The 14,504-nt window shown below is 42.2% G+C and carries 16 protein-coding genes, 1 riboswitch and 1 other annotated feature; of the genes, 11 read left to right on the forward strand and 5 right to left on the reverse strand.

From position 1 onward, the window contains the following. Positions 1–82: 82 nt before the first annotated feature. Both serA and AC0L13_RS05720 read right to left on the reverse strand, forming a co-directional pair. Positions 83–1,669 (reverse strand): phosphoglycerate dehydrogenase, encoded by a 1,587-nt coding sequence (gene serA / locus AC0L13_RS05715; protein WP_473644854.1) that lies wholly within the window; start codon positions 1,667–1,669, stop codon positions 83–85. After that, positions 1,666–2,829 (reverse strand): pyridoxal-phosphate-dependent aminotransferase family protein, encoded by a 1,164-nt coding sequence (locus tag AC0L13_RS05720; RefSeq protein WP_473644856.1) that lies wholly within the window; start codon positions 2,827–2,829, stop codon positions 1,666–1,668. Before AC0L13_RS05720 ends, serA begins: the two co-directional genes overlap by 4 nt. Positions 2,830–2,884: 55 nt before the next feature. Further along, positions 2,885–3,107 (reverse strand) — a binding site (T-box leader). Positions 3,108–3,444: 337 nt separating this feature from the next. Between AC0L13_RS05720 and AC0L13_RS05725 the strand changes: the two genes are divergently transcribed. Together AC0L13_RS05725 and AC0L13_RS05730 are read left to right on the forward strand one after the other, a co-directional pair. Beyond that, positions 3,445–3,957 (forward strand): DUF3231 family protein, encoded by a 513-nt coding sequence (locus tag AC0L13_RS05725; RefSeq protein ID WP_473644858.1) that lies wholly within the window; start codon positions 3,445–3,447, stop codon positions 3,955–3,957. A gap of 98 nt (positions 3,958–4,055) precedes the next feature. Continuing rightward, positions 4,056–6,101: a prolyl oligopeptidase family serine peptidase gene (locus tag AC0L13_RS05730; RefSeq protein WP_473644860.1), complete on the forward strand. Its 2,046-nt coding sequence runs from the start codon at positions 4,056–4,058 to the stop codon at positions 6,099–6,101. A 31-nt stretch (positions 6,102–6,132) separates the two neighbouring features. On the opposite strand, the gene AC0L13_RS05735 is transcribed toward AC0L13_RS05730, so the two are convergent. Further along, positions 6,133–7,113, reverse strand: a complete 981-nt coding sequence (locus AC0L13_RS05735) for a M23 family metallopeptidase (protein WP_473644862.1) — start codon at positions 7,111–7,113, stop codon at positions 6,133–6,135. 148 nt (positions 7,114–7,261) lie between these two features. Here AC0L13_RS05735 and AC0L13_RS05740 point away from each other — a divergent pair, with 148 nt between their 5' ends. Further along, positions 7,262–7,579: a thioredoxin family protein gene (locus tag AC0L13_RS05740; RefSeq protein ID WP_440499711.1), complete on the forward strand. Its 318-nt coding sequence runs from the start codon at positions 7,262–7,264 to the stop codon at positions 7,577–7,579. A gap of 147 nt (positions 7,580–7,726) precedes the next feature. Here AC0L13_RS05740 and AC0L13_RS05745 read toward each other — a convergent pair whose 3' ends face one another. Further along, positions 7,727–8,446, reverse strand: a complete 720-nt coding sequence (locus AC0L13_RS05745; protein WP_473644864.1) for a glycerophosphodiester phosphodiesterase — start codon at positions 8,444–8,446, stop codon at positions 7,727–7,729. Between the two features lie 88 nt (positions 8,447–8,534). Next, complete coding sequence (locus tag AC0L13_RS05750; RefSeq protein ID WP_440499709.1) at positions 8,535–8,813, reverse strand: AbrB/MazE/SpoVT family DNA-binding domain-containing protein; 279 nt, start codon at positions 8,811–8,813, stop codon at positions 8,535–8,537. A gap of 195 nt (positions 8,814–9,008) precedes the next feature. Here AC0L13_RS05750 and AC0L13_RS05755 point away from each other — a divergent pair, with 195 nt between their 5' ends. The 8 genes from AC0L13_RS05755 (at position 9,009) to AC0L13_RS05790 (ending at position 14,448) form a co-directional block, all read left to right on the forward strand. Continuing rightward, complete coding sequence (locus AC0L13_RS05755; RefSeq protein WP_473644866.1) at positions 9,009–9,866, forward strand: YitT family protein; 858 nt, start codon at positions 9,009–9,011, stop codon at positions 9,864–9,866. A 55-nt stretch (positions 9,867–9,921) separates the two neighbouring features. Next, positions 9,922–10,029, forward strand: a riboswitch (SAM riboswitch). Positions 10,030–10,224: 195 nt separating this feature from the next. Next, positions 10,225–11,133, forward strand: coding sequence for a homoserine O-acetyltransferase MetA (metA, locus tag AC0L13_RS05760; RefSeq protein WP_473644869.1), 909 nt, complete (start codon positions 10,225–10,227; stop codon positions 11,131–11,133). Between the two features lie 105 nt (positions 11,134–11,238). Then, the gene (locus AC0L13_RS05765; protein WP_473644871.1) at positions 11,239–11,952 is read left to right on the forward strand and encodes a YetF domain-containing protein; all 714 of its coding nucleotides are present in this window, start codon (positions 11,239–11,241) and stop codon (positions 11,950–11,952) included. A gap of 120 nt (positions 11,953–12,072) precedes the next feature. Continuing rightward, positions 12,073–12,645: a TetR/AcrR family transcriptional regulator gene (locus AC0L13_RS05770; protein ID WP_473644873.1), complete on the forward strand. Its 573-nt coding sequence runs from the start codon at positions 12,073–12,075 to the stop codon at positions 12,643–12,645. 89 nt (positions 12,646–12,734) lie between these two features. Continuing rightward, positions 12,735–13,076: a DMT family transporter gene (locus AC0L13_RS05775; RefSeq protein WP_473644875.1), complete on the forward strand. Its 342-nt coding sequence runs from the start codon at positions 12,735–12,737 to the stop codon at positions 13,074–13,076. Next, on the forward strand, positions 13,076–13,390 hold the full coding sequence (locus AC0L13_RS05780) for a DMT family transporter (RefSeq protein WP_473644878.1): 315 nt from the start codon (positions 13,076–13,078) through the stop codon (positions 13,388–13,390). The genes AC0L13_RS05775 and AC0L13_RS05780 overlap by 1 nt, the downstream gene beginning before the upstream one ends. A 176-nt stretch (positions 13,391–13,566) precedes the next feature. Beyond that, entirely contained in the window at positions 13,567–14,010 is a 444-nt protein-coding gene (locus AC0L13_RS05785) for an NUDIX hydrolase (protein WP_473644881.1), read from the forward strand. Between the two features lie 60 nt (positions 14,011–14,070). Further along, a complete protein-coding gene (locus AC0L13_RS05790) occupies positions 14,071–14,448 on the forward strand; it encodes a hypothetical protein (protein ID WP_473644883.1) in 378 nt (125 codons plus the stop codon). Positions 14,449–14,504 lie beyond the last annotated feature (56 nt).

Genomic DNA, 14,504 nt, shown 5'->3' on the forward strand with positions numbered 1-14,504 from the left:
ATCGCGTTCAAGGTCCATTCTTTTGAACAAGGGTCCATTCTTTTGAATACAAGAGCCCATTCTCTCGAATCAATCCTCCATATTAAAGATCAATCGCCTTCACTTCATAAAAGTCTGCAAGCTCAGTCAAATCTTCAAGTTCCGCCTGTTCCACCTGATTATCAATCGTGAGCATCATGATGGCATCACCGCCTACAGTCGAACGTCCGACTTGCATCGTTGCGATATTGATGTTTTTCTGTGCTAACAACGTACCGACACGTCCGATTGCTCCAGGCTGGTCTTTATGTTTGATGAACAACAGATGACCTTCAGGCACAACATCGACCGCGTAATCATCGACTTTCACGATGCGCGCTCCTAAGCCGTTCAGCAATGTGCCAGCCACGCGATGTGTAAACGTTTGAGTGACGATTTCCGCAGTGATCAAGTGAAGGAATCCTTTACCGGTCGTCGTCTTATGCTCATTCACTTTAATATCGAATCTCTCGGCTAAGAATTTCGCGTTGACGTCATTGACATGATTTCCGAGGTTCCGTTTTAAAATCCCTTTCACCGTATTGCGCGTCAGGGCACGCACATCGTAGTTGGCGAGCTCCCCGGCATATTTGATGTTCACTTCTTCAATCGCTTCATCGGTCATTCGTGACAGGAAAACTCCCAGCTTTTCGGATAAATCGAAGAAAGGCGCGATTTTTGCCATCACTTCTTTCGGGACGGAAGGAAGGTTGACTGGATTTCGGACGGATTCTCCTTTAAAGAAGTTCACGACGTCCATACTTACATCGATAGCGACGCTTTCTTGCGCTTCCACTGTGCTTGCCCCTAGATGTGGCGTAGCTATGACTTCAGATAATGTGAGTAGTGGATGATCGACGAACGGCTCCGTTTCAAAAACGTCAAGAGCAGCACCCGAGACTTTGCCTGACAAAATGGCTGCGTAAAGCGCATCTTCGTCGATGATTCCACCTCTAGCGCAATTAATGATCTGTACGCCATCTTTCATTTTCGTAAATGCCTCTTCATTCAATAAATGTCTAGTCTCTTTTAATAAAGGAGTATGGATTGTAATGAAATCAGCAGCCTTTAATACATCTTCGACGGTACCAAAGCCGATCCCCATTTTTTGCGCCTTTTCCTCCGTTAAAAATGGGTCATATGCAATGACGTTCATCCGTTGACCTTTTGCACGGGCTGCCACTTCCGCACCGATTCTTCCAAGTCCAATGACGCCGAGCGTCTTATTTTTCAACTCGACACCGATAAACGACTTGCGATCCCATTTGCCGTTTTTCAATGAGTTGAACGCTTGTGGAATCTTTCTTGCCAACGCCGTCAGCATCGCGATTGTATGCTCAGCTGCGGAGTTTGTGTTGCCGTCTGGTGCATTGACGATGATGATGCCATGTTCCGTGGCGGCATCCAAATCGATATTATCGACCCCGACACCTGCACGTCCAATTATTTTCAAGTTGCTCGCAGCTTCAATCACTTCTCGTGTCACTTGTGTTTGACTACGGACGAGCAAAGCATCGAAGCCTTTAATCCTTTCAAGGAATGCTTCTTTCGACAAATCGGTGGCAACTGTAATCTCCAATCCTTCCGCTTGCCGTAGTGGATGGATACCTTCTTCGCTTAGCGGATCGGCTATTAATATGTGGTATGTCATCGATTATTCGCTCCATTCTCCAAATAGATTCGCTGTGCTGCCGCAACTCCTTTGCCAAGCTCAATATCCTTTCCGGATTGGATCAAACCGATTTCGATCATACTAAGTGTCTGCAAAACATCGGCAGGGGAGCAATAGCCCATATGTCCGATGCGGAAGATTTTCCCTTTCAAATGCTCTTGTCCTCCTGCAACTGCTAGTCCGAATTTCTTTTTAATCACTTTCCGGAATTGCTCCACGTCGAAATCGTCTGGCTTGACGGCAGTAACTGTATCGGATGCATCTTCATCATTCGTTAACAGCGGGATATCGAGTGCCTTGAAAGCCCCGCGCACCATTTCCTTCATGAGGGCATGTCGACCGAATACGTTTTCTAGCTCTTCCTTTTCCATCAAGTCAAGCGCTTGATCGAGCCCGAAAAGAATGGAAAGGGCAGGAGTGAAAGGCGTCGTATCCTTTGCCAAATTATCTTTGTACTTTGCCAAATCCAAATAGAAACCGCGGTTCGGATTTGAATGAATGACATCCCATGCACGCTCGCTTACCGCAATGAACATCAATCCTGCTGGCAGCATGAATGCTTTTTGAGAACCAGTCACCATAATGTCGATAGCCCATTCATCCATTTTTGTTTCGACACCTCCGACACATGAAACGCCGTCCACTATGATGAGTGCATCGGAAACTTCTTTCACCGCGGCAGCCAGTTCGTGGATTGGATTCATAACACCTGTAGATGTTTCACAGTATGTTGCAAAAACTGCGCTTACTTTTGGAACAGTACGGAGATGCTGTTGAATTTCAAGTGGATTGAAAGCCTTCCCCCACTCGACTTCGTATTTGTGCACGCGGATGCCATATGCTTCGCAAATATTCACAAAACGTGCGCCGAATGCACCGGTAACAATGACAAGCACTTCATCCAAAGGTTTGACGGCATTGACGACAGCCGCTTCCAATCCTGAAGTTCCGCTTCCCGTAACAATCAGTACATCCTGTTTTGTCCCAAACACTTTATTCAGTCGTGGTTTGATGGAACGGATCAATTCGGATGTCTCATTGCCCCGATGGCCAATCATTGGCTGGGCCATCGCCCGTTTAACACTTGGCGGAATCGGTGTCGGTCCTGGAATTCGTAAGTATTGTTGATCTTGCAACATGTCAATCTCCTCCTTTAGGTAAATGAAAAAAGCCTTCCGTCCCTTGCAAAAAATTGCAAGGGGCGAAAAGCTTTAAGCTACGCGGTGCCACCCTTTTTCGCTGTCATTTTGACAGCCTTCATTGCATGCATAACGGTCATGTGCCGGATGAACGTACTTTACAAGTTTCAGTCCATCGATTCAGGAGTGCTGCCTTACGTCAGAAACGCTGATTTTCACCAACCATCAGCTCTCTAGAGATTCCGTTCCGCAAAGCCTGTCTCCGTCCAAATCATTGATCGAGTTATTTAATTAGTCACAATCATAACACGGTTCTTCTGGATGTCAACCTATCATTCGTGTATTTTTTAAAAAACATTACGAAGTTCTTATTAAGTAGCTCCTTGTTCGTTTAAATACGAACGATATTATATTTTTATTATAAAATATTCGTCTCTAAATGCAATTCAAGTAAATTAAAGAAAAAATATATTGCATAATATGTTATCAAACATTCGAAAAATGTCAACTTAAATTATTTTACGCCGATTTGGTGTATAAAATATCCCGTTCTTCACATCATAAATGCAGTTCCATAAACAACAATGGAAAAGTTTAAGAAAAGAGGGAGAACAATTGGGCATTTTAAATGGAAATCCGAAAAACGAGCCGTTACACTATGGAGAAGTTATTGGTTGTTGGGCGTTTGCTGGAGCGAACAAAGGGTTAATCAGCGGATATGAGGCTTTCATTAATCATGCTGGTGACAAGGAATTGATTGATCTGCTGAAAGAAGCGGTAGACATGATGAAGAGTGAAAATAAGGAAGTCGAGAAAGTACTTAAGGAGAACGGAGTGACACCTCCACCAACATTGCCTGAAAGAGCAGATGCAAATGCGGAAGATATTCCAGTTGGCGCACGTTACATGGATCCGGAGATTAGTGCAGCCATTTCCATAAACGTCGGTCAAGGACTAGTCTCATGCAGTCAAGTAATTGGCCAGTGCCTGAGGGAAGACGTTGCAATGATGTTTAGTAAATTCCATGCAGACCGACTCTTATTCGGAATGAAATTACTCCGCCTGAACAAGGAAAAAGGTTGGATCATCCCACCTCCTATGCATGGAGCAGCCTTCCAGAATAAATAAGTTGAAGCGGCTGATTTTTTTCAGCTGCTTTTCTTATGCTTACTTTTCAGAAGAATATGGTAAAATGGCAATTGTAAGTCATTAAAGGGGGATTTGAAATGGTGTTATTTACTAGAAAAGAAGATGTTGTTGAGAATTTTCATGGAACCGAAATTCGTGATCCATACAGATGGTTGGAAAACCCGGAAGACCCAGAAGTACAGCATTGGGTTGACGACCAAAACAAGCAGACACAAGACTTTATCGCAACCTTTCCTAAACGCGAAAACGTTAAAAGTAAACTGACGGAAGCGTGGAATTTTCCAAAATATACAGTTCCGAGAAAGGAAGGGGATTATTATTACTTCCATAAAAACGATGGACTTCAAAACCAAGCAGTATTTTACCGTTCAAAAGATCTGAATTCAGAGGAACTGGAAGTCGTGTTGAATCCAAATACGATGAATGAAGAAGGCACAGCTGCCATTACGAATCTATCATTCACAAGTGATGGAAAGAAGTTAGCATACGGAATTTCACTCAACGGAAGCGACTGGCAGGAAATTAAAGTGCGTAACTTGGAGACGGGGAAGGATGAAGCCGATTTAATCCGTTTTTGCAAATTCTCGAGCATTGCTTGGAATGAAGAAGGGACCGGCTTTTACTACAACCGTTTTCCCGATCCAGCAACAGTTTCTCCAGAAGAGCAAAGCTTTTACAATAAAGTGTTCTGGCATGAAGCAGGTACGTCCCAAGAAGATGATGTGCTCGTCTACGAAGATGCGGACAATAAAGAGTACTCCTTCAATCCGATATTATCGGATGACTACAGATATCTGATCCTTAACGTTTGGAAAGGTACCGAAAATAAAAGCCGGATTTATTATAAAGACCTTGAAAAAGAGGAGGAATTTGTTCGCCTGTTTGATAAAGGGGATGGAGAGTATTCATTCATCGGAAATGAGGGAAATACTTTCTATTTCGTTACAAATGTCGACGCACCACGTGAAAAAATTATCGCAGTCGATCTCGAAAATCCGTCTAAGGAAAATTGGATTGACATTATTGCAGAAAAAGACGATGTATTATCATTTGGAAAAATTGTAAACCGTCAACTCATCGTATGCTATTTGCACAATGCTTATTACGAACTGAAGATTTTCGACTTGGATGGCAAGCATGTAAAGGACGTACAATTGCCGGGTTATATTTCATTGACTGGTTTAACAGGGAAGAAAGAGGAAGCATGGATGTACATCGGTTATACGTCCTACTTGTCGCCGAATGAGATTGCTAGCTATGATTTTGAACAAGGTGAATTGACTAGAGTTTTTCAAGGTGAGAATAAATTCGACACAGAAGGATTTGAGACCACACAAGTTTTCTATGCATCAAAGGACGGTACTAAAATTCCAATGTTTTTAACGCACAAGAAAGGTTTAGTTCAAAGTGGAGAAAACCCAGTTGTCCTATACGGTTATGGCGGATTTAATGTCAGCTTGACCCCATCTTTTTCGCCTGCAGTGCGCATGTGGATTGAACATGGCGGCGTCTATGCCGTTGCAAACTTGAGGGGCGGCGGAGAATTCGGAGAAGAATGGTACAAGGCAGGAACACTTGCGCAAAAACAAAATGTTTTTGATGATTTCGCTGCGGCTGCTGAATGGCTTATTTCCGAAGGGTATACGAAGAAGGAAAAGCTTGCGATCATGGGTGGCAGTAACGGTGGTTTGCTCGTCGGGGCAAGCATCACACAACGACCTGATTTGTTCGGGGCTGCAATTTGCCAAGTGCCAGTCACTGATATGCTCCGCTATCACAAATTCACAGTAGGGCGCTATTGGGTGACGGATTACGGAAATGCCGAAAAGAATGCCGAAGATTTTGCTTTCATGATCAAATATTCACCGCTTCATAACGTCAAGGAAGGCGTTGACTATCCACCGACTTTAATAACGACTGCTGATACGGATGACCGTGTCGTTCCAGCACATGCGATGAAATTCGCAGCGACTTTGCAGGCAACTTATGAAGGGGATAACCCAATCTTACTCCGTGTCGAAAAAAATGCAGGTCATGGGCTCGGAAAACCAACCGTCAAAATTATCGAGGAACAAACAGATGTCTTCTCGTTCTTATTCAAGACGTTGAACGTACAACTATAAGAAGAGAGGCTGTCTCAATGCCGAGACAGCCTCATTTTTGCCGTTCCCAATTCCGAAGGGCAGGAAATGGATCGAAGGCCCATTCAATCCGGCCGTTGTATTTATACACTCCATAATGCAGATGCGGCGGAAACTTTCCAGATGTCCCTACTTTTCCGTATCCTGTGCTGCCGACGAATCCAAGAAGCGTTCCGGGTTCTACAATGTCGCCTTCCTTAATGCCTTTATCAAAATACGCTAAATGGGCAAAGTAATGATATGTGTTATGGTTGTCGCGGATGCCGACGCGCCATCCACCGTATTCATTCCACCCTAATACTTCAACGACGCCGTAGGAAGTGGCAACGACGGGAACACCATAGCCTGCAAAAATATCCGTTCCTTCATGGATACGGCGACCACCCCAACCGCGGCTTGAGCCCCAAGTGCTGCGATATGTGTAGTGGTGACCTTTTGGAATCGGGAATACATGCTTATCCAGTTCGACAGTTTCAAAATGCTTATACAACTTGGCGATTGTCACAATCTGATTGACGGTCGCTTCCCGCTTATAATAGTGCCATAATGCCGCTTTGAATTCATTTTCATCGGGTCCGTACATGGCTAAATGTGAAGCCATTGTTTGCAGTACATCCATTGGGTCAGACAAGTCAGCCATTCCGTCTCCGTTGCCATCCGTCCCTTTGCCGCCAAAAAGCGTAATAGTCGTGGCGGAAGCGTCCGTATAATCAGGATTCAAAGCGCCGAACCAATGATCAACAGAGTACTGAATGGAAATAGGTCCTTCCACCTTCGTTAGATCGTTGCGAACTTGTTGGATATTCCGTTCAAATTGATCGATCGCAGCAAGGTGGTACCACGGAACGAGTTCACTTGCGAATTGCAAATAAAATCCCATCCGCTCCTCCATAATCTCCTTTTCGCTCCGTTGCTCGGAAGCAAAGGCGATGGCAGGCGTTAGACAAAGACAGATCATTATACATACCAAAGCAATCATGTAATGGATACGCAAGGGGAAACCTCCTTTGTTGAATGATTAGAATTCCCCGATCGTTCGATTTCATGACTTTTTTGTTTCTGCTAAAAATCGTCATCGTATGGTGGAATCTACGTTGGGTGATATACTTTAGGAGAGATGAAAATAGAAGGAGAGAGTATGAATGGAAAAACTTCAATCGGTTGAGCAGTTTGAGCAATTGAAAAATGAGGAGCGGACGATGTTTATGTTTTCGGCGGATTGGTGCCCGGATTGTAGGGTAATTGAGCCATTCTTGCCTAGCATTGAGGCGGATTATCCGGAATATACATTCATTTATGTTGACCGTGATGATTTTATTGATGTTTGTCAGCAGTTGGATGTGTTTGGGATCCCGAGTTTTATTGCTTTCCATAATGGGGAAGAGGTTGGGCGTTTTGTAAGTAAGGATCGGAAGACGAAGGAAGAGATTGAGGAGTTCATTAACGGTTTGGATGCATGAAAAAAGAGATATCGCTAATCCTTAGAGGGATGGCGATGTCTCTTTTTTTATGGGCCCGATTTCGCTACAGGGATTGCTTTCCGCATCCTGCTCGCAAACGCCGTTCTTCGTAACAGCGTTCGCTTCAGTCCTCTCCCCAATGCATTTTTATTTAGAGAAAAAATTAGCCATTTTTTCTGGGTAGTCGGTGAAGATGGATTGGACTCCGGCTTGTTTTAGGATTGTTGCGTATGTTTCGTCGTTGACTGTGAATGTTCTGACTGGCATGCCGCTTTTTATGACTTCGGTGATGGATGGGCGGACTGCGGCAGGGAAGAGGATGTGAAGGGCATCCGCCGGTATTTTTTGTAGATAGTCCAACGGGTGGACGAGTACTTCCATGAATAATGCAGCTGTCTCGATTTGAGGATTGAGTTGCTTGACGAGCTGGATGGCAGTGTGGTCAAAAGATGAAATGATAACGTGGGATTCCAGTTGCCTTTCCGCAATTAATTCAAGCACTTTTTCGACCATTCCTCCGTATGGGAAAATATCTGATTTCAACTCGATGTTCAGTTTATGATCCGTCGAATCGAATACATCGAGGACTTCCTTCAAGGTTGGGATTTTTTCACCTTGGAATTCGGGTGCAAACCAGCTGCCGAAGTCATATGTTTTCAATTCTATCAAGGACATATCTTTCACATAGCCTGTTCCATTTGAAGTCCGGTCGATTGTTTCATCGTGGATGACGACGAGTTCACCATCCTTTGTCATATGTACATCGAATTCAACTCCAAAAACAGGGAGACGAGCTGCCTCCTTGAAGGCGGCAATCGTGTTTTCCGGATAGTTTCCGGATGCGCCCCTATGTGCAATAATCTTCATTTAGCTTCCTCCGTTTTCAAATATCAGATCATTTTTCTCGCAACAAAAGGGACACGGTCTTAACCGTTGCCCCTTCATTCGGAAATAGTCAATCCCAAGTTTTATTTGCTTCGATTTCTTTTTTCAGGATTTCCGCACCTTTAGGACTTATATACATGCCATTTGAAAGTTTTGTGTTTTCGGGGGTGATTTCTCCGGTTACGATGCACGCCGCATCCACCACATATTTTCGAAGAATGATCATATCATCGTCAACAAAGATTTCCATTGGTGCACCTTTTTCGAGCTTCAATGTATTTCTTAATTCTTTTGGGATTACAATCCGGCCAAGATGGTCGACTTTCCTGACAATACCTAAACTTCGCATAGTATCCTCCCTGACATTATGTTTTTGTGTACTTTTGTCTACAATTATACCAGTTAATTAGAAAAATACAAAAAAATGAATATACTCTCTTCTAGTCTCCTATTCTCTCTATTCCTCTTATCTATGCTTTAAAACGTTTCTGAACAACGTTTTTTCTGATAGAATAGTTAAGTCTTTTAAGAAAGGAGAACAATTATGTCATTCATCCAGAGAAAGTCGGTTGTTTTCGACTATGTCCAAATCATTATCGGAGCGACTTTGGTCGGTCTTTCGTTCAATATATTTTTATTGCCATCGCGCATTGCGGCGGGCGGCATTTCTGGTGTCAGTACGATCCTCTATGAATTATTCGGATACAATCCCGCATACGTCCAATGGCTTATTAATATCCCACTTATCGTTGTCGGGTTATTGCTTGCAGGAAAGGAATTCAGTGCAAAGACGATTGTCGGTACTTTTTTCGTACCATTTGTCATCTATTTGACGCACGGACTCCATTTGAATGTTGATAATCCGCTACTTAGTTCTATTTACGGCGGTATCATGCTCGGAATTGGACTGGGGATAGTGTATAGGGGGAATGGATCGACAGGAGGCACTGCCTTAATTGCCCAACTACTGAAAAAGTATACGGGCATTTCAAGCGGGTTTTCCCAATTGATTGTTGATGGGATTGTCGTTGTCACATCCGCTTTCGTATTCAATTTTGAACTTGCATTATACGCGCTTATGTCGATTTACGTAACGAGCAAAGTAATCGATTTCGTCCAACTGCAAACTTCACCGACAAAGCTCGTTCTCATCATTACGGAAAATGAAGAGAAAATCCAATCGGTCATTCAAAATGAAATTGACCGGGGTTTGACGAAAGTGAAGTCGACGGGAGGATATTCGAATGACGAGAAAACAATGATCTTTTGCGTCGTGGAACAGTCAGAAGCCGTCTACTTGAAAAAATTGCTTCAAACCGCGGAACCGTCGTCATTTGTCATTTTCTTGAACGCTTCAGAAATATTAGGACTTGGTTTTTCAAAAGCGAAAATTCATCGATGATAAAAAATCAGTATACAATTCGGATAATGATGATATAATAGTTTCAATTGAATATTTCTTATCAAGAGAAGCTGAGGGATTTGGCCCGATGAAGCTTCAGCAACCTCTGCGTCCGCAGGAAGGTGCTACCTCCAACAAGATGTTAAATCTTGAGAGATAAGAACGGAGAAGTTTTAAGCGAATCCTCGTTCCTATCTTATGGAACGGGGTTTTTTTAACGTCTAGACTTCGGGCGCCGTAGGCTTGGGTCATAAGTCAAAGCTGCTTTGTGGCAAAAAGCGCCACGCCGCATCTTCGCCTTATGCCTGTCGCCTATTGGCAGGCGCCCTGCGCTTTTGAATAATAAGGGGGAGACGAAATGCCAATCAATATACCTGAACATTTACCGGCACGCGAGTTGTTGAAAGAAGAGAGGATTTTCGTAATGGATGAAGGGCGGGCGACAACACAGGATATCCGCCCGTTAAATATTCTTATTTTGAATTTAATGCCAGAAAAAGAAAAAACAGAGCTTCAGCTGCTTCGACTGCTCGGCAATACGCCGCTGCAAGTGAATGTTATGTTTTTAAATACCGCAACGTATGAATCAAAAAATGTAAGCAAAAATCATTTGGACTCTTTCTATACAACATTCGAACACATCAAAAATAGACGTTATGATGGATTGATCATAACTGGAGCGCCGATTGAACATCTTGCGTTCGAGGATGTCGTTTACTGGGATGAATTAAAACAAATTATGGATTGGTCCAAAACAAATATCACTTCGACACTACATATTTGCTGGGGCGCACAAGCTGCCCTTTATCATCATTACGGTATCGATAAATTTGAATTGCCAAAAAAGCTATCGGGCATTTATAGTCATCAATTGACCGATCCGACTGTCGAATTGGCACGTGGCTTTAACGATCTGTTCTATGCACCCCATTCGCGGTATACGTCAGTGTCAATCGAGGAGATCGAGCAAGAGCAAGACCTTCAATTATTGGCAGTTTCAGAAGAAGCCGGCGCATTCATCATCCTTTCAAAGGACGGCAAACAGATCATGATTACGGGACATTTGGAATATGACGCATGCACGCTCGGCGAAGAATATGAGAGGGATCTAAAAAAAGGGATCGAAATTGAAATTCCTGAAAACTATTTCCCAGATGACAATCCAAAAAAGCAGCCATTGAATACATGGCGCTCCCATACACATCTTCTTTTCTCAAACTGGTTGAATTATTACGTGTATCAAGCGACACCGTTTGAATGGGAATAATATTTATAAGCAAAGCAGGGATTTTAGCGATTCCTGCTTTGCTTTTTTAATGCTGTATATTTTAATAGTTCAATCACACACTAGCTCTAGTGGAGGTGTGAACAGATGATTTCAGACGCAATTGAAAATATGGATTTTTGGGAAATGCTTTTTAGAACAACTTTTGCTTTTATCATTCTTATGATACTCGCCAGATTGATGGGGAAAAAACAGATTTCCCAGCTAACATTTTTCCATTACGTTACAGGTATTACAATAGGATCCATTGCTGCCGAGATATCTGCTCAATCAGAAACCCCTTTTTTAAATGGGGCAGTTGCGATGATTTGGTGGGCTTTATTAACGATATTCGTGAACTTATTAACGATGAAATCGAAAAAAGCGAGAATCATATTCGATGATCAGCCTACGATTATAATCCATAGAGGAAAAATAAGTGAACAAGGGATGAAGAAAGCCCGCCTCACATTGAATGATCTGAATATGATGCTCCGCGAGCAAAGTATTTTTACGGTCACAGACGTGAACTATGCCATTCTCGAAACGAACGGGCAATTAAGTGTCATGAAAAAAGCGAGCCAGGAAGCCGCTACCCGCAAAGATGTTAAAGCGCCTGGCCAAGAGCCAAAGTATATCCCGACAGAAATCATTTCGGACGGGAAATTGATCAAAGAAAACTTGACCGAGCTGAGCCTAACAGAAGAATGGGTATATGAGCAACTAAAGAAAAATGGAATCGGTAAAGTGGAACAAGTGTATTATGCGGAAATCCTTAAAGACGGAAGCCTCCATATCGATCAGCGAACAGAAGAAAAATAATTCAAGCTATAATCGTATTTAAAAACCGGGGGCTAAAATGTCTTCATGCCCCCGACTGTTAGTATTTCTATATATATGGTATAATGACTGACAGTCATTCAGTGGAAGGGTGGACGGCAATTGGATAAGAAAGAAAGAATCATAAAAGCGGCTATTGAAGTTTTTCGTGAGCAAGGCATCGAGAAGACAAAGATATCCGATATCGTGAAAGTGGCAGGGATTGCGCAAGGAACGTTCTATTTATATTTCCCATCGAAGTTGTCACTCATGCCAGCAATCGCTGAAGTCATGGTCGAAAAAACATTGGAGATTGTGATTGACAGAGTGTCGGATGATGCATCATTTCCAAAACAGATGGAGCAGCTCGTCGACGCAATTTTCGAAGTGAGTAAAGAATACCATGAAATTCAAGCACTCATATACTCAGGATTGGCATCAACGGAGCATCTGAAAAATTGGGAAACGGTTTACGCCCCATTTTACCAGTGGGTGAGTGATGGTCTCCAGCAAGCGATTGACGAAGGAGTAATCCGGAATTCCGTTAATCCCGACAGGACAGCTAGACTTGTCATCGGCCTAGTTGAATCTGCTGCTGAACAAATTTATTTATACGATACAGACAAAGAACACGAAGCGATCATCCAAAAGAACGAAGTGAAGAATTTTTTGAAACATGCCCTTGCCATTGACTAAATGGTTATCGGCTGGAAGTTATTATTACTAGGCAACTCGTCATCATTTAAAATGAATGACAGTCAGTCATTGAGTCAGGAGTTATTTATATGAACAAATCTTGGATTTATGTAGCGCTAACTAGTTTTTTTGAATTGGTTTGGATATTTGGTTTTAACATTGCATCTGAATGGTGGCATTGGGTTCCGATCATTGTTTTCATTGTTTTCGATTTTCAATTCCTGGCAAAAGCTTGTGAAAACCTTCCTACAGGCACCGTATATGCAATATTTGCAGCGGTAGGAACTGTAGGAACAGCTTTGATGGATGTTTTCTTATTCGGCGAAACGCTTGGAGTAGGCAAACTATTTTTCATTGTGATCTTAGTCATAGGAGTTATCGGATTAAAAATTGCTGATAATGCGGATGAAAAGAAAGGAATTGTGAAGTGATGGGTTGGTTATTTGTAAGTGTTGCAGCGATAAGCGAGTTTGTCGGCGTTGTCGGGTTGAATAAATATAGCGAACAAAAGACGTTCTTGAACGCGATTCTATTCGGCGGCGGCTTTGGATCAGCGTTCGTGTTTCTTTATATGTCTTTTAATTATTTACAAGTAAGCACAGCATATGCTGTATGGATAGGCATCGGAACAGCTGGCGCTGTGCTTATCAATATGCTGTTCTTCGGTGAATCAAAAAGCAAAGGACGTATCGCGAGCCTGCTTCTCATTATTATCGGTGTTGTCGGATTGAAAGCTTTATCATAAACTCTTGATATGTGAATGTAGAAAGGGGGAAGCGACTTGAAATATAAGTTGCTTCCCTCTTTTATTATGTCAAAGTAACTAGTAAGTTATATGTCAATATAATACAATTAGATAAAGTGTATATTTTTTTTACTTTCGAACAATTAATGACGGATCTGTATTCAAAGGAGAAGACGATGAACTATATCCAAGAGCTTAGAAGTATTATTGGAACGAAACCGATTATTGCACCCGGTTCAGCAATAACTGTGATGAATAATGAAAATGAATTATTACTGCAATTACGGTCAGACACACTCGATTGGGGAATTCCTGGCGGAGGTATGGAGTTGGGGGATAGCTTTGAAGAGACAGCTAAAAAAGAATTGTATGAAGAAACCGGGCTTATAGCAAACCAATTAGAAATAATAGGCGTAGCTTCAGGCAAGGAATTTTATTATAAATTTCCTCATGGAGACGAGATTTACAATGCAACTGTCATATTCAAAGCTGGCGATGTAACAGGAACATTAGAAAAAGATGAAGAGGGTTTGGAGATCGGTTATTTTCCATTAGATACATTGCCTGACTTAAACTACACTACCGAAAAAATATTGGAGAAGATTGAGTACTTGAAGTAGGCAATACACCAGACGAACTAATGCTTAATGAAAAGGAGAGTTGCGAGGGGGAGGGGTGTTATGTTCAGTGAGAAAAAGAAGTTGAAAGATATTATTATTTTCTTAGTAGCAGTCTTACTAATCAACGGTGGGTTTTTGTATTATATCCATTTCTACACACCTAAAAATTCACTTGAATTATATCAAGATATTAATTCTGCGGACAGTATGGAAGAGGTGCAACAATTATTCTTAGACGGTTATGAACCAAATATTTCAGAAGATGATTTAACATATATCCAAGATCATACGGCTAATAGAGTAGGGCAGTTTACACTCTTCGAGTACAATGCAAAGTCATATGTAATTATGACGTCTCCCAGAACTAAAAAGTTAAAGGTTCTCGCTGTGGAAGAATTGCCTGAAGATATTAGAGTATTCTTTTCGGAACTTAATTGAGAATTTGCTCGACTTATGGGCAGCGATAATTGAATATAGTTGTAAGGAAATTGTAT

This window comes from Sporosarcina sp. QA0331, from assembly GCF_055808055.1.

Coding starts and splice junctions, on each gene's coding strand:
- AC0L13_RS05755 (WP_473644866.1), top strand. CDS start 9,009: ATGTCATTCATCCAGAGAAAGTCGGTTGTTTTCGACTATGTCCAAATC.
- AC0L13_RS05765 (WP_473644871.1), top strand. CDS start 11,239: ATGATTTCAGACGCAATTGAAAATATGGATTTTTGGGAAATGCTTTTT.
- AC0L13_RS05750 (WP_440499709.1), bottom strand. CDS start 8,813: ATGCGAAGTTTAGGTATTGTCAGGAAAGTCGACCATCTTGGCCGGATT.
- AC0L13_RS05775 (WP_473644875.1), top strand. CDS start 12,735: ATGAACAAATCTTGGATTTATGTAGCGCTAACTAGTTTTTTTGAATTG.
- AC0L13_RS05745 (WP_473644864.1), bottom strand. CDS start 8,446: ATGAAGATTATTGCACATAGGGGCGCATCCGGAAACTATCCGGAAAAC.
- AC0L13_RS05785 (WP_473644881.1), top strand. CDS start 13,567: ATGAACTATATCCAAGAGCTTAGAAGTATTATTGGAACGAAACCGATT.
- AC0L13_RS05780 (WP_473644878.1), top strand. CDS start 13,076: ATGGGTTGGTTATTTGTAAGTGTTGCAGCGATAAGCGAGTTTGTCGGC.
- AC0L13_RS05730 (WP_473644860.1), top strand. CDS start 4,056: ATGGTGTTATTTACTAGAAAAGAAGATGTTGTTGAGAATTTTCATGGA.
- metA (WP_473644869.1), top strand. CDS start 10,225: ATGCCAATCAATATACCTGAACATTTACCGGCACGCGAGTTGTTGAAA.
- AC0L13_RS05720 (WP_473644856.1), bottom strand. CDS start 2,829: ATGTTGCAAGATCAACAATACTTACGAATTCCAGGACCGACACCGATT.
- serA (WP_473644854.1), bottom strand. CDS start 1,669: ATGACATACCACATATTAATAGCCGATCCGCTAAGCGAAGAAGGTATC.
- AC0L13_RS05790 (WP_473644883.1), top strand. CDS start 14,071: ATGTTCAGTGAGAAAAAGAAGTTGAAAGATATTATTATTTTCTTAGTA.
- AC0L13_RS05740 (WP_440499711.1), top strand. CDS start 7,262: ATGGAAAAACTTCAATCGGTTGAGCAGTTTGAGCAATTGAAAAATGAG.